The organism is Aquirufa beregesia (genome assembly GCF_011090385.1).
Lineage (GTDB): Bacteria > Bacteroidota > Bacteroidia > Cytophagales > Spirosomataceae > Aquirufa > Aquirufa beregesia.
Map to the genome: position 1 here is coordinate 44,527 of NZ_SEWW01000008.1, position 16,292 is coordinate 60,818.

The following is a 16,292-nucleotide window of genomic DNA, read 5'->3' on the forward strand; positions in this document are numbered from 1 at the left end:
ATTTAGGATAATTGCCAAACGTCGAAGATGCTACAAATTATTTTTGTACTCTAGGAATCACTAAACTTACTGCCTTCTTTAACACTTTAGCAGGAAATAAACGATGTGGAAAACCTAAAGCAAAAGAATCCGAGGCGAAAAGAACTCCTAAAATTAATAGAACAACTAGTTTCTTTTTCATATATTAATTTATTGATAGGCAAATGTAGCAAACATATAGTACTTTGCAATACAAGGTACTATAATTATTTATTTAATTGTGATGATTGGTAGTCAAGATGCGCCCATTGGTCGATTGGTTGCATGAGTGTACCGAAACATCTCATATTTTTGATACGAAAACGAAATCACTCTCCGTTTAACTGTCAAAATAAAATTTAATCATATGAAAAACCCATTGCTTACATTCGCCCTAGTAGCCTCTATTGGCCTAGCAAGTTGCTCTAAAGAAGATGCATTAAATCCTACATCGGATGCCACTGGCTTTGTTAGTCAGAATTTCATTCCAACTGCTGTTAAAACAACTGTTTCAAACACCTATCCCTCTGCGCAAGTAGATTATTACGTATTGCAAAGTAATTCATTGTATGGTGCCAACATTGTAGTAAGTAATACCGAATCACAAGTGGTATTAAACAAAAGCGGAGAAATCAAAGAAGCATTTACTCGTATTACGGAAGCTGAATTACCTGCAGCAATTACTAGCTACTTAAAAGAAAAATATGCTGGTTATACCTTCATTCATGCAGGTAAAAAGACTTCTAGTACTCCTATCACTTACCGGGTTGAGATTAAAGTTGAAGCTACTGTATATTCCATTTTGTTTGATGAAACAGGGGCGATGATCTCCACTATTGAAGGTAAAAAAGGAGAAAAAGGAGGAAAAGGCATGGGAGCGGCAGTAAGTCATTTGGCTTTAACGGAACTTCCTGCTGCAGTTCAAGCGACCATTACAGGATATACTTTCAAAAATGCGGTAATGCGTTTAGATGGAAATGGGGTTGCTACATACCATATTCACGCTGAAAAGGATGGTAAAGTCTGGGATTTTAAAATAGATGCCACTGGAAAAATTCTTTCAAGCGAAGAAGAAAGTAAAGATGATATCAAAATAACGAAAACTGAAATCACCACACTTCCACAAGGCATCATCGATTATTTAAATAAAAATGCGGCTGGTTGGACATTGAAAAATGCCATTTCGATTCAAAAAGACAATGTTATTATTCACTACCATGTAGTGGTAAGCGTTGGAGGAAATTCACAAACTTATATGTTTGATAAAGATTTCAATTATGTAGCCAATGCAGGCAAAGGCCCCAAAGACAATCCAAATCCAGCCAACTTCACAGTAGCAGAAATCACAAAAGATCAAATCCCTTCCACAGCAATATCTTACTTAGATAAAACGTATGCTGGTTGGGCATTGACCAAAGCTGTATCTGTCAGCAAAGATGGATCTGCTTATGAAATTGAAGTAATCATTACGCTTGCAGATAAAAAGTATAAAGTTGAATTTGACCTCTCTGGAAATTTCAAGAGTGCTCATAAACTTTAATTATTAGGTTGATTGTTTAAAAAGGCTTGCTCTCGCAAGCCTTTTTTTGTTATTTCGAGTGATATGCAAGAAATTGAGCCTTCCTATCAATGGGAATCCATATACAATGCTTCCCATGACCCTAAATCTCCATTTTACGGGAGAACATATTCCAATACCGAATATGTCCATACGATTTATAGTTATTACATTCATCCACTATGGGATGAAATCGATTCAGAAACACTCTATTGTAAGATTCTTTTCACCGATTACTCCTTACAGTTTACCATTATTGAATTGATGGGAGAATGGAACGACACCTTGCACAATGATATCATGTTATTTAAACGAGGAGTCATAGACCATTTATTAGCAGCTGGAATCAAATACTTCATCCTTGTGGGTGAAAATGTCTTTAATTTTCATGGTTCCTGGGAGGATGATTACTATGCTGAATGGTTTGAAGAAGTGGAAGATGGATGGATTGCCGGACTTTGCTTTCCTGAATTCATTGAAAAAGAATGGAATAAATACAAAATCGATTATTACATCAATTTTGGAGGAACCTTGCAAATCCCAAATTGGCGAACTGCCAAACCTGAAATGCTTTTTATGGTAGTCCATAAAATCCTTTCGAACCGACTAGGTAGCTAAAATCCAAGCACTTGATTAAAATAATCAGAAAGCAGGATAAAAAACTTGTTTCAAATCATACCTTTGCCTCAAGATTAATCTAAGTTAATTTGTCAAGTATTAACTTAGATTTGTCAACTCTTGAAGAGTTGACAAATCTGAGAGCTAAACTATTAACAAAAACAAACACATTACAACCATTTTACCCCAAAATTACCTATGAAAAAATTATTTACTCTCCTCCTATTATTCGTCTCCATTCAGATGATTGCGAAAAAACCTGACAGCCGTTATTACGAATTACGTGTTTACTATTGCCACCCAGGCAGATTAGATGCGTTAATCCAACGTTTTACTAACCATACCACCAAAATTTTCGAAAAACATGGTATGACTAATGTGGGTTATTGGATTCCCAATAACAATGAAAAAAATGCACTTTACTACATTTTATCCTACCCTAACCAAGTAGAACGTGATAGCTCTTGGAAGCGTTTTGGACGTGATCCAGAATGGAAAGAAGTAGCTAGAAAATCAGAAGAAACGGGTAAAATTGTCGCCAAGGTTGAAAGTACGTTCATGATGGCAACGGATTTTAGTCCAAAAATCAAGCCTTCTTCAAAGAGTGCTGACCGGGCCATCGAACTAAGAACTTATACGGCTACGCCTCATAATATTGACAATGTCTTAGCGAGATTCAGAAATCATACCACCAAATTATTCAAAAAACATGGTATGACGAACATTGCTTATTTTAAGACCATCGAGAAAGATCCCAATGTTCAGCCTCGTTTAGTCTACCTATTAGCTCACGACAGTGAAGCTGCGGGTAAAGCTTCTTTCGATGAATTCAGAAAAGATCCTAATTGGATTAAAGCACGTGACGAATCAGAAAAAAATGGAAAAATTGTCGACAAAGTAGAATCTATCTACATGCATCCAACGACATTTTCAACTATCCGATAAAGCTTTGTATCTTTGTTGTCCCGAAATTTCGGGACAACAAAGAAAAATTATGCGTTGGAATAAACAAGGATTACTCTTTTGTCCAGACAGCCAATCTGAGTGGAATCAAAAAAAATATGCACATGTCGTATGTGCTGACACAAATTATTCGGATCGAATCCGATTATACTACTCTGCCCGCGATTCCAAAGGGCGTTGTCAAGCTTCCTTTATTGATTTAGATTCCAATAATTTATCTAATATCCTGTATGTTCATCCCGAGCCAATTTTAGCATTAGGGGCTCCTGGAACCTTTGATGATTGTGGAATCATGCCTACTTGGTTTCTGCAAAACGGTGAAGAAAAATGGTTATATTATATTGGTTGGACGGTTAGAAATACCATTCCCTACCACAATGCCCTAGGTTTAGCCTCATCTACGGACGGCATACATTATACCAAAAAATTCCACGGGCCTATCATCAGCACCACGGCCACTGAACCTTTTTTCAATGGCTCGGCCTGTTTTCTTTTTGACCAGGGTAAATACAAAGTCTGGTATTTAAATTGTACACATTGGCTTCCTGATGGAAATTTAATGGAGCCTTGCTACCATATTAAATATGCTGAATCTGTGGATGGCATCAACTGGGACAGAAAAGGACAAGTAGCCATCGATTACCAAGATGAAGTAGAAGGAGGTATCTCCAGACCAACGGTTTTAATTGAAAATGGTATTTACAAAATGTGGTTTTCAGCGCGTGCCTGTACTGATTACAGAACCAATCGTGCACGATCCTATCGGATTTATTATGCGGAATCAACCGATGGAATCCATTGGAAAAGACAAGACGGATTAGCAGGTATTGATGTAAGCAACAATGAGCAAGATTGGGATTATGAAATGATTGAATACCCTTTAGTTATTCGTCATCAAGAAAAAACCATCTTGTTTTATAATGGAAATCATTTCGGTCAAAGCGGTGTAGGTTATGCCATTTTAGAAGAAAAATAATGGATTTTAGCTACTTGAATCATCATCTTTATCGTAATCCTCAAACGGCCAAACAACCTAAGGTTTCCGTTTGCCTAATTACCTATAAGCATGAGCATTACATCCAGACTTGTTTAGACAACATTCTGCAACAAAAAACGGATTTTGAATTTGAAATCATCATTGGAGAGGATCACTCACCTGATCAAACTGCTTCCATCATCCAATCCTATGCAGACCTATATCCTGAGAAAATTAAAGCTTATATACGACCAGAAAATGTAGGAGCAAAGGTCAATTTTCTACATTGCTTTTTTGATTGCCAAGGGGAGTATATCGTACATATTGAAGGAGATGATTATTGGACATCTCCAGATAAACTCCAAAAACAAGTCGATTTTTTAGATAACCATCCAGAAGCCTCTGCTTGTTTTCATAATGCCCAAATCATTTATGAAGATGGCACTGAAAGAGAACCCTCCCTCATTAATCCCATCGACCAAGCTCCTTGGATTAATTCAACCGATTTATTAAAAGAACGAGAAGCATGGTTCATGGCTACTGCCAGTGTCATGATGCGAAAAAAGCTAGTCAAGACCTTACCCGATTGGTTTTTTCATTCCAAAAGTGGGGATATTCCACTGTACGTCATTCTAGCGGAAGAAGGATCTATCGCCTATTTACCAGAAACCATGTCCGTTTATCGAAAAAATGAAGGCGGCATGAGTTATACAGATAGTAATAAATCCGCTACATTTATATACAACCGTATATTCATGTATTCTAAAATCAATGAATATACCCATTCAAAATACCAAGATTTAATCCAACCCATCCTCTTTGAATATCATTTACTTTTAACGAGGATTACAGAGAATGAAAAGTCATTCCTTAAAAGATGTTATTATTTATGGAAAGCATCAGCTCATTCTCCTCAAAAGCTCCATGTAGAAGATTGGAAAAGACTGTTTAAAGAACATGTTTTTACGGCTGATTCCTTTTTAGCCTATTTAGCCTTTCGTAAAAAAATGAATCGATTTTTAGGAATTCGGTCATAAATCAGGATAAGTCCATTAGGATTTTACAGGGTTTTAATTGAAATTTATAGGTATCCTACGGAAAAATATATACTTATGAATTGGACATCTTCTAAAAAGCCTTTTTTATTGACGGCATTGTCTCTTTTTGCCTTATTATTTGCTTCTTCATTTTATAAAAACCAATCTTCCCGCTGGGGACAGGTTTTATTGGATTCCTTAACTGAGTCACAAAAAAGACAAACAGAAAATGCTTTAAAAGGATTAAAAATACATCCTGAATTAGAAATCACCTTGTTCGCATCCGAACCGATGCTACAAAATCCTACCAACATAGATGTAGATGCTCAAGGTCGTATTTGGGTAGTAGAGGCCTACAATTACCGTCCTAACATCAATGGAAACCCAACTAATCCACAAGGTGACCGGGTCTTGATTCTAGAAGATACCAATGGAGATGGAAAAGCCGATTCAAGAAAAATATTCTACCAATCTCCCGAATTAAATGCCCCTCTGGGCATTGCGGTACTTGATTCTATGGTCATTGTTTCTCAAAGTCCGTATATCTGGAAAATGTTTGATGATAATCGCGATGGAAAAGCTGATCGTAAAGAAGTGATGTTTCAAGGGATTGGAGGCGAGCAACATGATCATGGCGCTCATGCCTTTACTTTTGGTCCAGATGGAAAACTGTATTTCAACTTTGGCAATGAAGGAGGACAATTATTGGACGCTCAAGGAAAAGCCGTTTTAGATCAAGATGGTGACCCGATTGGTCCTAAAAAATACAAACAAGGCATGGTGTTCCGCTGCAATGTGGACGGTTCACAAGTGGAAGTGTTAGGTCATAATTTCAGAAATAACTACGAAGTAGCAGTGGATTCCTATGGTGGACTGTGGCAATCGGATAATGATGATGATGGCAATAAAGGGGTACGCATTAATTTCGTCATGGAACATGGAAACTATGGGTATCGGGATGAGATGAGCGATGCTGGTTGGTCAGCCAATCGTACAAATATTGAACCGGAAATTCCAAGAAGACATTGGCACTTAAATGACCCAGGAGTAGTTCCCAATTTATTGCAAACAGGCTCAGGTTCCCCTACCGGAATGATTTTATATGAAGGCAATTTATTACCTAAGGCATTCCAAAATCAAATGATTCACTGCGATGCAGGTCCTAATGTGGTTCGCAGCTATCCTGTTAAAGCTCAAGGTGCTGGCTTTGAAGCTAGTGTTTTACCTTTGGTAGAAGGAGTAAATGATCAATGGTTTAGACCCGCTGATGTAACTACAGCTCCCGATGGATCTGTGTTTATTGCCGACTGGTATGACCCAGGCGTGGGTGGGCATCAAGCAGGTGACCAAACAAAAGGTAGAATTTATCGAGTAGCTCCCAAAGGTCATGCTTACCAAGTGAAGGCCATGCCGATTAATACGCCAGAAAACGCTATTCTTGCCTTAGAAAATCCTAATTTAGCACAAAGGTATTTGGCATTTAAAAAATTAATGAGTTGGGGTAAATCAGCCGAAGCTGCCTTAGAAAAATCCTACCAAAACAATTCAAATCCACGCATGAAAGCGCGTGCTTTCTGGGCATTGATGAAAACAAGTCAAGCGCAGAAATACTTACATTTAGCTGCTAAAGATGGATTGGCCGACATACGTATGATGGCTATTCGTCAGGCGAAAAGAACTCCATTCAGTCAATGGAAAGACTGGGCTGCCGTGTGGGTGAAGGATGAAAACCCACAGGTGCGTCGAGAATTAGCGATTGCTTTACGTCATATCAATGACCCCCAGGCAGATGCTCTTTGGGCACAATTAGCCCAACAACATACAGGTCAAGACCGTTGGTATTTGGAAGCCCTGGGTATTGGAGCTGATGGTCTTTGGAACTCCCGATTGAATACCTATTTGGCTCTTTCCGTTAATCCTTCTTCGGCAGCATTCCAAGATGTGGTTTGGAGATCCAGAACAGAAAATGCTCTTCCTTATATCTTTACTGTATTAAAAAGCAATCAAGCTCTGGCCCAAAAACTTCGTTATTTCAGAGCTCTTGACTTCATTCCTAGTGATAAAAAATCAAGTATGTTAATTGATTTGATTTCTACAAACTTCCAAGGACAAACTGAGGCTCAGTTAATTGGATTACGACATATCAATCCAACATTTATCGCTTCCAATGCTGATGCGAAGAAAGTATTACGCGATCTACTACCTAAAACCTCCGAAGTGGAATACTTAGAGTTGGTCGAGAAATACGAACTTGCTGAAGAGAAAGATAAGATATTACACATGATTTTGACTGGAAAACAAAGTAGAAAAGCTGGATCTATCATGTATAAATTGAATGGTGGGGCTGCCTTGATAGCCAAAACCTTCCAAACAGGTAATGAAGATCAACAAAAAGCCATCGTTGAGTCCATTCGCTGGATTGGCCAACCTAGCACTTTGTCGCTGTTATATGATGCCATGAATCAAAAAAACCTTTCCATGAGCATTAGAAAAGAAGCTGCCAGAAGTTTGGGAAACTCAGCCAATGGAGAAAACTACGTGCTAGATATCTTAAAAAATAAAAAAGTAAATGCTGAATTTATTCCTTCGGTGGTAGAAAGTGTGAGTAGAACTTGGAGAAAGGCTGTTCGCATGGAAGCCAATTCCTATTTAGGAGGAAATATCCAAAACACCAAAACAAAGCATCCTGATTTGAATACCCTCTTGGGACAAAAAGGAAATGCCCAAGCGGGTATTAAAGTATTTGTTGACCAATGCTCCATGTGTCACCAAGTATATCAAGAAGGTATCGATTTTGGACCGAAATTAACAGAAATTGGCTCTAAATTATCCAAGGATGGTATGTTCGTTTCTATCATGCACCCCAATGCAGGGATCAATTTCGGATTTGAAACCTATGAAATATTGACCAAGTCGGGAGAGACCTATCAAGGAATCATTAGTTCCAAGAATGAAACCGATATCATATTAAAATTACCAGGTGGTATGGTACAAAATTTCAAAACCTCTGCCTTAAAATCAGTCAAACAATTACCTAATTCCATGATGCCTGAAGGATTGGCTGATGCCATGAGCACCACGGATTTAGTCAACCTTGTCGAATATTTAACTACATTAAAAAAGAAATAACCTATGGATCGTCGTTCCTTTGCCCAAATGATGGGCGGAAGTCTTTTGGGAGCAGGTATTACGCATACCCAACCTACTTTAGCTAGTAATTCTAATCAATTACATACTTTAGCAGCAGAGCCTGCTTTTAGCTTAAAATATGCACCTCATTTTGGTATGTTTAAAAATCATGCTGGTCCAGATGAGATAGACCAATTGAAATTCATGCATGAGATGGGTTTCCGTGCCTTGGAAGACAATGACATGATGGGCAAAAGTCCCGAGCTACAAGCAAAAATTGGTGAGACTTTGACCAAACTAGGTATGACGATGGGGGTATTTGTGGTCAAGTTTGATGGTTTTTTTGATACCCAACACATGACTACAGGTAAAAAAGAAGCAACAGAAATGTTCGTAAAAGCCTGTAAAACAGCCGTGGAAACAGCTAAGCGCTGCAATGCCAAATGGATGACCGTTGTACCAGGAAACTTCAACCGTAAACTACCTCTAGGTCTTCAAACGGGCCACGTGATTGATAATCTAAAACGTGGAGCTGAGATTTTTGAACCCCACAATCTAACCATGGTGTTAGAACCATTAAGTGATAATCCTGATTTATTCCTTCGTTATTCCGACCAATCCTACATGATTTGTCGAGCTGTAGGAAGCCCTGCGTGCAAGATCTTGTTTGATATGTACCACATGCAACGCAATGAAGGTAACATGATAGCCAATATGGATTTATGCTGGGAAGAAATCGCCTATTTACAGATTGGAGATAATCCTGGTAGAAAAGAACCTACCACAGGGGAAGTGAATCACGCCAATATATTCAAGCATCTAAGAAAGAAAGGATATACGGGAGTATTGGGCATGGAACATGGTAATTTCTATCCAGGCAAAGACGGAGAAGTGAAATTGATTGAAGCGTACCGTAAGGAAGACAGAGGATAATTCCATAGATAATTTGGAATACTACCTTTATATTTAAATATTTGTTTAATTATTTAAGATATTATGGATATTGTATTCAAAGCTATCAATGATCCAACTAGAAGAGAAATACTTCGCTTTTTGACTCATGGCCCACAAAATGCAGGGACTATCGCCCAGCAATTTAACATGACCAAGCCTAGTATTTCTCATCACTTGGATTTATTGAAACAAGCCCAGTTGGTCGATTTCAGCAAAAAAGGACAATTCTTAGTCTATACTCTCAATAAGTCGGGCTTCGAATCCATACATGCTTGGTTTCAGCCCTTTACTCTATTTTTTGAATTGCCTAAGCCTAAAATCCGACTTTAAATTAGGTTTGACATAAGCCAATCTTTCCTTAATTTCGTTTTCAAATTGCCAATCCTATGAATCATTCACTTCCAGCATCATTATCTTTTCTTCGTTCAGAACTTCCCTCCCATTGGGTTGGACTTGGAGTAATCCAATTACCTAAGCGTAATTTCTTCCAATCCATCGGAGATTTTTTTGCAGAGAAATCGGGTAAGCAACGAATTTCTTTTGTGGTTGTGAATGAAGAATCCTTAAAAACACTTCATTATCAGGGATCTAGCTTGATAGCATCAGAATTCATTGATATTCACAATTTAGATCACTTCTATTTCTCCGAAGGAAATACATCGGATGGTTTAGTGTCTTTATTCAATTGTGAGGCTAGCATCGTGGTATCCAAAAACAAAAAAGGCGATTTGAAACTAAAGGATTATTTTCTCAAAATTATGCCCGCTCTATTAGGCGAAAATGCTGAGCCGATTCGTAAAATAGAAGATATTCAGTGGGCTCAAGAAAGCAAAAAGCATATTGCAGATGTCTTAAAACATTGGCCTGAACACATCAAAGAGAGAAAAGATAAAGAAGAAGCCGAAGAAAAAGCTAGATTAGCCCAAGAAGCGCATATAGGTTAATCGGCGGATTCGACTTTTTTTGCCACTTGTAGTTTCAGCAAATCTTTCGAATTCAATGCTACCAAGCTAACAATCACTAAGGTAGCAGTAGCTCCTACCAAAACCGACGGAACCGTTCCCATCAGTTTGGCCATGACTCCAGATTCAAAAGCCCCTAGTTCATTGGAAGAACTGACAAAAATCCCATTGACAGAAGAAACCCTTCCCCTCATCTCATCAGGTGTATAAAATCGTAAGACGGTTTGTCGAATGACTACACTCACCGAATCAAAAGCTCCAGTAAAAAATAGTGCCCCCACCGAAATCCAAAAATTGGTCGATATGCCAAATACCATGGTGGCAAGTCCAAACCCTGCTATAGCAATCAATAAATTTCTCCATGCTTTCTCTAGCGGTGGAAAATAAATCATGAAGGCCATGGATAATAAAGCCCCAATGGAAGGTGCTGCGCGTAAAACACCCAATCCTTCTGCCCCTACTTTCAATATATCTTCCGCAAAAATGGGTAAAATAGCAATGACACCACCGAATAAAACCGAAAATAAGTCCAATGAAATGGCATACAAGATGATCTTCGTTTTAAATACATAAACAATACCTTCTTTCAGGCTATGCCAAATGGATTCATGAGTAACTGCTTTAGGAGGAATAGGTCTTTTCTTAATAAAAAACAAACAGGTCATCACACCCAACAAAAACACAATCACCGTTTCTAAAGAACCTGCCAAGCCCAAATAGGCATATAAAAAACCTGCCATTCCTGGACCTAAAATAGCACCCAATTGCCAAAAGGAGCTATTCCATGTAGCGGCATTTGCAAACACCTCTTTAGGTACTAAAAACGGATTTAAAGAAGAAGCGGCTGGACTAAAAAAACCTTTGGCCAAGCCAATCAGAAAAATGACAAAATAAATAGTATATATATGAAAATCAGGACTTTGTGAGTCTAATTGAAGGCTAGAATAGAGCAACAAAAAAGAGCCAAAAATGATGACAGACAAAGAAATTTGCATGATCTTTACCTTATCTCGATTATCAGCATAATGTCCCCCAAAGAGCGCCAAAGAGATGTACGGAATCACTTCCGCCAAACCGATTAAACCCAAGGCCAAAGGATTGTGGGTAATCTTATAAATTTCATAAGAAACAATCACTTCCTGCATCAAAAGCGCCATGGTAAATAAAGTATTACCTACAATAAAGGCTCTAAACTCAGGAAATTTCAATGCGCTGTAAGCGTCCTTATTTTGAAAAAAACTCATAGGCGAAGTACAGTATGGGGCTACAATAAGCTAGTTCTCCCCAAATACGAGATACCAGCTTATTTTTTGAAAAGTAATGAATCCAACTTTGTATGGCAAATGTAATGGCAAATGGGAGAAAAGCGATTTTTTCATCGAAGTAAAATAGCGTCCCTAAAAGTAGTGACAAAAAAAGCCCCTCCACTCCTAGTAATACCCATTTCCAACGATGTACGGATTTCAATGGACCCTCTTCTTCCCATTCCCATAACGTATACATACCTAAATTTTGCAATACTAGAAGAAACATCAAAGCAGCTACTAACAGCGTCCATAAAGTCAGGGGTATTCGATACCAAGTACTAGCCCCTACGCCTAAGGTGTAAATCAAGGCGGTCATAAATTCCTTGGATGCAATGCGATTAAATGCTCCATAAAACCAAAATATCCAATAAATCAGCATCAAGGAACATAATCCCAAGCCAAAATAAATCAAACGGGGCGCTAAATATGTGATACTAAAACCTCCCAACAGAAGTAAAACAAACAAGATTATCTGTAAGGTGAACACATGCTGAGCTTGAAACAAATGTCGTTCATCTTGATAAATTCCTTTTTTTCGATCGATCATCCGGTCTATTAAATAAATGCCCCAAACAGCACAAGCCAAAGATATCTGTTCTGGCAAACTAGGCATTTCCTTCAAAAAAATCTCATGGAGGAGAGCTTGAAAAGCTAAAGTGCCCCAAACTACGTCTAAACTTAAAAAGTGGGCTATTTTAATATACCGCATCTTGTTGAACTTGAACGCTGATTCGATCCCCAACAGCCAACTTGCCTAGCATTTGTGGCACGAATTGCTGACCAAAATATACCTTATTACCCATCTTTCGAATCTGGGAAAGTGCGCCTAACACATCCTTGTTGATCGTTCCTTGCTGTGGATGTACTGTAATCAATTGACAGCGCGCACAGGGTTTAGCACCAAATAATTGAACATCCCCTATTTGTATTTGCTTCCAGCTATCTTCTTCAAATGCCTCTGCACCAGAGACAATGATGTTGGGGCGAAAACGTAAGCGATCGACGGATTCACCCATTTGATTATCTAAAGCTTTGAAAGATGCTTCTGAACAAAGTAAAATAGGTAGCGCGTCAGCAAAGGAACTTTCTTTGGATAAGGATGTATGGTATTTTTCCTTCATAAAACGTGGGGATGCCGCTGTCAAATGCACTAAAAATACCTTTTCATTCAACAATTGACTAAACCATTCAGACCAAGCATCTAACACGATGCGAGCCTCAACAAGATCATCCCATATTTCAACGGACATCAATTCCCCTAGTTCAATCGAAGCACATAGACATTTGTTCTGGCCCGTTTTCTTATCCACTACCAAAAAACCATCAGGATGGACACTTAATTGAAATCGGGTTAAATCCGGACGAGTACGCTGGGTGATAAACTTTCCATGCTCATCTACCAACATATATCGGCGATCTCCAGCTAGGCCTTGAATTTCTACATGAGCTTCCTTCATAGCCAGAGCTCCTAAAGATTTTATGGGATAAATGTATAGGTGGGTGATTTCTAAAGTAGGCATAAAACAAAAATAGCTAAAAACATCTCAAAATAGCTATGGGTACTTGTGTGGTTTATGTAGCGAAAAATGCTTCAAAATCACTATGTTTGTTAATTATATATGCCAAATAGATTACCTTATGAAGATATCAGGCCTAAGCATTAGCCTCCTAGTTGCATTTTCTGTGAGTATATTTACATCTCAAGCACAGAAAAACTTGAGTTTAGAAGATGCGATTCAACAAGGACTACAAAACCACTATTCAATACAAGTTGCGAAGAAAAGAGAAAAACAAGCTCTGAATGACAATACATTAGGGAATGCAGGGTTTCTACCTACCATTACAGGTAATTTCAACAAAAACTACACTATTTCTGGCTTAGATCAAGAGTTTTTTGGTGGGGTACGTGCTCCCTTAGTTCAGTCAGGAGTAAACTCCAATTCATCCAATACAGGGGTTGCCATGGTCTGGACTTTGTATGACGGAAAAGGCATGTTTGTTTTAAGAGATCGATTTAAAGAATTACAAAATTTAGGCACTAAGCAAACTGAAGCTACTATTGAGAACTTAATAGCCTTAATCAGCGCATCTTATTATGATATCATCCGTCAGGATTTACGTGTTAATAACTTCAGAAAAGGATTAGAGATTTCTAATGACCGTTTGAAACTAGCCAAGGATCGTTTTGAAGTGGGGCAAGGTTCAAAAGTTGATTTTTATTCGGCTCAGGTTGATTACAATGAAGACAAAGCGCTTTTATTAGCCCAAGAACAATCTTTTTTAAGTACTAAAATCAATTTCAACACACTGTTGGTTAGAGATCATATGATTGATTTTGATGTGGTTTCAGCCATTGAATTATTGCCCAAATTAAAATTGGAAGAATTAAAAAATCAAGCCTTACAGCAGAATCCCAATTTGATTACGGCTTTATTAAACAAAAAAGTAGCTGATTTGGATATCAAAAATCTGCAAAGTCAACAACAGCCGGTCATCGATCTAGTAGCAGGTTATAACTACAATACGGTCAATAACGGGGCTGGTTTTGGTGTGTCTAAAGGTAGTAGTGATGTGATGAACTATGGTATTCGTGCCTCCATCAATATTTTTGACGGGAGTAACCAAAAGCGTCGTATTCAAAACGCCAAAATCAATGCTGAAATAGCTGATTTACAAGTTGCAGACTTGAAAAACACCTTGGTTTCCAACATTGAAAAAGCCTATGTCAATTATGAAAATGCCTTGAATTTAATCAATCTGGAAACAGAAAATTATGGTATCGCCAAGCAAAACATCGACATTGCTTTTGATCGATTTAAAGTCGGCATTGCCACTTCTTACGAATTAAGAGAAGTACAAAGAAATGCCGTGGCTGCCGAGACTAGATTAATTGAAGCAAAATTTGCAGCTAAAACGGCTGAGATTGAGTTAATTCGTTTGAGTGGAAACTTGCTCTAAATCTTGCTTTTCTTGATTTAATTGTTGCTGATACAACTCGTAATAACTACCCTTCTTTTTCATTAAAGTAGTATGGGGTCCCTGTTCCACAATACGACCTTCATGCAAGACAAATATCCTTTTCGCTAATTTAGCAGATGAGACACGGTGTGAAATGATCACACAGGTTTTACCTTCCATGATGTGTTTCAAATGATTTAAAATCTTATGTTCGGTGTGCGTGTCGACAGCTGATAAACAATCATCCAAAACCAACATGCCTGGATTTTTGGCCAAAGCTCTAGCCAAAGAAACTCGTTGTTTTTGTCCACCCGATAGGGTAACTCCTCTCTCTCCCAAAATGGTATCAAAACGATCTGGGAATTCCATGATGTTTTCGTACACATCGGCATATTTGGCAGCTTGCTCTAAATCTGCCTGACTCAAGTCGGCTTGACCAAAACGAATATTCTCCGCAATACTGGTAGAAAACAAAAAGACATCCTGCGGCACAAAACCCAAATTGGAACGAACCAATTCCATATCCCAATCTTTCAGTTCAATCCCATCCAATAATATCCGACCAGCCGAAGGATCATAAAAACGAGCCATCAAGGCTGCAATGGTACTCTTACCAGATCCAGTAGTTCCTAATAAAGCTACCGATTCTCCAGGTTCTATTTCTAGCTGAATATCACGTAAAACAGGACGATCCGTACCTGGATAGGTAAAATCAACATGTTCAAATGTCCAACGTCCATGTATCTTTTGTCGAATTTGTTTGCCCGTCAATAACTCGGATTTCACTTGCAAAAATTCATTGATTCGTCCTTGAGAGGCTGCTGCTCGTTGAATTTGAGAACTAGTCCATCCTAAAGCCGTCACGGGCCATGTCAGCATGAATACATACATGATAAACTCCGTAATATTCCCAATAGAAATTCTTCCTGCCATCACTTCTTGAGAGCCGACATACACGACTAAAAGTGTGGAAAAACCCACCAACAGTGAAATCAAGGGGGTAAACAAAGAATCCACCTTCACCAAGTCGAGGGATTTCTTCCGGTAATGGGCCGAGGCATCAGCGAAAGATTGAACGGATTCTTTTTCTCGGACAAATGACTTCAATACGCGAATACCAGAAAAGGCCTCTTGAGCAAAGGTAGAGATCGTGGAAAGACCCGCTTGAATCTCTTCCGACTTCCGCAAAACGAGGGAATTTACATAATAAATACTAACAGAAAGTATGGGTAGCGGCAATAAGACATACCACATCAAGGTTTGATTGACATGCCACATATAATAAATCACTAATACAAATACACAAATCAGGTTTAGACCATACATCATACTGGGTCCAACGTACATGCGTACCTTACTGACATCCTCGGATATGCGAGCCATTAAATCACCCGTATTCTGCTTTCTGTAAAATGATAAAGGTAAAGTTTGATAATGCTCATAAATTTCATTTTTCATATCGTATTCGATATGCCGCGACATCACGATAAGCGTTTGACGAACCATAAACAAAAAGACCCCTTTGATCAGTGCCATCAAGATAATTAAGCCCCCATAGAAAAATAAAGTAGCGGCAAAAACCTCATAAAACGCTCCTTGAAGTGAAAACTGCTTAAATAAAAAATATACGTGGATGGTCTCTGTCACTAAATCCAAGGCATATCGCACGAGTTGAGCAGGAACTACACCAAAAAAGTTCGAACAAAAGGTAAAGAGGATGCCCAGGAATAGCAGCCATTTATACTTCCAAAAATATTTATTGAGGTGACTTAGTGCGCCCATGCTTAATTTACTTCTAACAAAGATAGAATC

Annotated in this window: 15 protein-coding genes; 10 read left to right on the forward strand and 5 right to left on the reverse strand. The window is 38.4% G+C overall.

Annotated elements, in window-relative coordinates; translation table 11 throughout:
* Positions 1 to 37: 37 nt before the first annotated feature.
* The gene (locus EWU23_RS11505) at positions 38 to 181 is read right to left on the reverse strand and encodes a hypothetical protein (RefSeq protein WP_166232315.1); all 144 of its coding nucleotides are present in this window, start codon (positions 179 to 181) and stop codon (positions 38 to 40) included.
* Positions 182 to 385: 204 nt separating this feature from the next.
* Here EWU23_RS11505 and EWU23_RS11510 point away from each other — a divergent pair, with 204 nt between their 5' ends.
* The 9 genes from EWU23_RS11510 to EWU23_RS11550 all read left to right on the forward strand — a co-directional run bounded on the left by EWU23_RS11510 (position 386) and on the right by EWU23_RS11550 (position 10,197).
* Positions 386 to 1,558, forward strand: a complete 1,173-nt coding sequence (locus tag EWU23_RS11510; RefSeq protein ID WP_166232317.1) for a PepSY domain-containing protein — start codon at positions 386 to 388, stop codon at positions 1,556 to 1,558.
* Positions 1,559 to 1,621: 63 nt separating this feature from the next.
* Positions 1,622 to 2,194, forward strand: a complete 573-nt coding sequence (locus tag EWU23_RS11515; RefSeq protein WP_166232319.1) for a hypothetical protein — start codon at positions 1,622 to 1,624, stop codon at positions 2,192 to 2,194.
* 198 nt (positions 2,195 to 2,392) lie between these two features.
* Positions 2,393 to 3,139, forward strand: a complete 747-nt coding sequence (locus EWU23_RS11520) for an NIPSNAP family protein (RefSeq protein ID WP_166232321.1) — start codon at positions 2,393 to 2,395, stop codon at positions 3,137 to 3,139.
* A 49-nt stretch (positions 3,140 to 3,188) separates the two neighbouring features.
* A complete protein-coding gene (locus EWU23_RS11525; protein WP_166232323.1) occupies positions 3,189 to 4,133 on the forward strand; it encodes a glycoside hydrolase family protein in 945 nt (314 codons plus the stop codon).
* Positions 4,133 to 5,170, forward strand: a complete 1,038-nt coding sequence (locus EWU23_RS11530) for a glycosyltransferase family 2 protein (RefSeq protein ID WP_166232325.1) — start codon at positions 4,133 to 4,135, stop codon at positions 5,168 to 5,170. The genes EWU23_RS11525 and EWU23_RS11530 overlap by 1 nt, the downstream gene beginning before the upstream one ends.
* A gap of 75 nt (positions 5,171 to 5,245) precedes the next feature.
* Entirely contained in the window at positions 5,246 to 8,299 is a 3,054-nt protein-coding gene (locus tag EWU23_RS11535; protein ID WP_166232327.1) for a PVC-type heme-binding CxxCH protein, read from the forward strand.
* Between the two features lie 3 nt (positions 8,300 to 8,302).
* A complete protein-coding gene (locus tag EWU23_RS11540) occupies positions 8,303 to 9,232 on the forward strand; it encodes a hydroxypyruvate isomerase family protein (protein WP_166232329.1) in 930 nt (309 codons plus the stop codon).
* Between the two features lie 63 nt (positions 9,233 to 9,295).
* Positions 9,296 to 9,583 carry an autorepressor SdpR family transcription factor gene (locus EWU23_RS11545; RefSeq protein ID WP_166232331.1) on the forward strand — a complete coding sequence of 96 codons (288 nt, stop codon included), beginning with the start codon at positions 9,296 to 9,298 and terminating at the stop codon, positions 9,581 to 9,583.
* 56 nt (positions 9,584 to 9,639) lie between these two features.
* Positions 9,640 to 10,197, forward strand: coding sequence for a hypothetical protein (locus EWU23_RS11550; protein ID WP_166232333.1), 558 nt, complete (start codon positions 9,640 to 9,642; stop codon positions 10,195 to 10,197).
* On the opposite strand, the gene EWU23_RS11555 is transcribed toward EWU23_RS11550, so the two are convergent.
* The 3 genes from EWU23_RS11555 to EWU23_RS11565 are packed head-to-tail and all read right to left on the reverse strand — an operon-like array spanning position 10,194 to position 13,042.
* Positions 10,194 to 11,459, reverse strand: a complete 1,266-nt coding sequence (locus tag EWU23_RS11555; protein WP_166232336.1) for an MFS transporter — start codon at positions 11,457 to 11,459, stop codon at positions 10,194 to 10,196. The two genes, EWU23_RS11550 and EWU23_RS11555, sit on opposite strands and share 4 nt — an antisense overlap.
* Entirely contained in the window at positions 11,440 to 12,231 is a 792-nt protein-coding gene (locus tag EWU23_RS11560) for a hypothetical protein (RefSeq protein ID WP_166232338.1), read from the reverse strand. Before EWU23_RS11560 ends, EWU23_RS11555 begins: the two co-directional genes overlap by 20 nt.
* On the reverse strand, positions 12,218 to 13,042 hold the full coding sequence (locus tag EWU23_RS11565) for an MOSC domain-containing protein (RefSeq protein ID WP_166232340.1): 825 nt from the start codon (positions 13,040 to 13,042) through the stop codon (positions 12,218 to 12,220). Before EWU23_RS11565 ends, EWU23_RS11560 begins: the two co-directional genes overlap by 14 nt.
* Before the next feature lie 118 nt (positions 13,043 to 13,160).
* On the opposite strand from EWU23_RS11565, the gene EWU23_RS11570 reads away from it, so the two are divergent.
* Positions 13,161 to 14,480, forward strand: coding sequence for a TolC family protein (locus tag EWU23_RS11570; RefSeq protein WP_166232342.1), 1,320 nt, complete (start codon positions 13,161 to 13,163; stop codon positions 14,478 to 14,480).
* Here the strand turns inward: EWU23_RS11570 and EWU23_RS11575 are convergent.
* Positions 14,451 to 16,262, reverse strand: coding sequence for an ABC transporter ATP-binding protein (locus EWU23_RS11575; protein ID WP_166232344.1), 1,812 nt, complete (start codon positions 16,260 to 16,262; stop codon positions 14,451 to 14,453). The two genes, EWU23_RS11570 and EWU23_RS11575, sit on opposite strands and share 30 nt — an antisense overlap.
* Positions 16,263 to 16,292: the final 30 nt, after the last annotated feature.

Excerpts from the sequence above, each read along its gene's own strand:
- EWU23_RS11505 (WP_166232315.1), bottom strand. The coding sequence starts at position 181 with ATGAAAAAGAAACTAGTTGTTCTATTAATTTTAGGAGTTCTTTTCGCC.
- EWU23_RS11510 (WP_166232317.1), top strand. The coding sequence starts at position 386 with ATGAAAAACCCATTGCTTACATTCGCCCTAGTAGCCTCTATTGGCCTA.
- EWU23_RS11515 (WP_166232319.1), top strand. The coding sequence starts at position 1,622 with ATGCAAGAAATTGAGCCTTCCTATCAATGGGAATCCATATACAATGCT.
- EWU23_RS11520 (WP_166232321.1), top strand. The coding sequence starts at position 2,393 with ATGAAAAAATTATTTACTCTCCTCCTATTATTCGTCTCCATTCAGATG.
- EWU23_RS11525 (WP_166232323.1), top strand. The coding sequence starts at position 3,189 with ATGCGTTGGAATAAACAAGGATTACTCTTTTGTCCAGACAGCCAATCT.
- EWU23_RS11530 (WP_166232325.1), top strand. The coding sequence starts at position 4,133 with ATGGATTTTAGCTACTTGAATCATCATCTTTATCGTAATCCTCAAACG.
- EWU23_RS11535 (WP_166232327.1), top strand. The coding sequence starts at position 5,246 with ATGAATTGGACATCTTCTAAAAAGCCTTTTTTATTGACGGCATTGTCT.
- EWU23_RS11540 (WP_166232329.1), top strand. The coding sequence starts at position 8,303 with ATGGATCGTCGTTCCTTTGCCCAAATGATGGGCGGAAGTCTTTTGGGA.
- EWU23_RS11545 (WP_166232331.1), top strand. The coding sequence starts at position 9,296 with ATGGATATTGTATTCAAAGCTATCAATGATCCAACTAGAAGAGAAATA.
- EWU23_RS11550 (WP_166232333.1), top strand. The coding sequence starts at position 9,640 with ATGAATCATTCACTTCCAGCATCATTATCTTTTCTTCGTTCAGAACTT.
- EWU23_RS11555 (WP_166232336.1), bottom strand. The coding sequence starts at position 11,459 with ATGAGTTTTTTTCAAAATAAGGACGCTTACAGCGCATTGAAATTTCCT.
- EWU23_RS11560 (WP_166232338.1), bottom strand. The coding sequence starts at position 12,231 with ATGCGGTATATTAAAATAGCCCACTTTTTAAGTTTAGACGTAGTTTGG.
- EWU23_RS11565 (WP_166232340.1), bottom strand. The coding sequence starts at position 13,042 with ATGCCTACTTTAGAAATCACCCACCTATACATTTATCCCATAAAATCT.
- EWU23_RS11570 (WP_166232342.1), top strand. The coding sequence starts at position 13,161 with ATGAAGATATCAGGCCTAAGCATTAGCCTCCTAGTTGCATTTTCTGTG.
- EWU23_RS11575 (WP_166232344.1), bottom strand. The coding sequence starts at position 16,262 with ATGGGCGCACTAAGTCACCTCAATAAATATTTTTGGAAGTATAAATGG.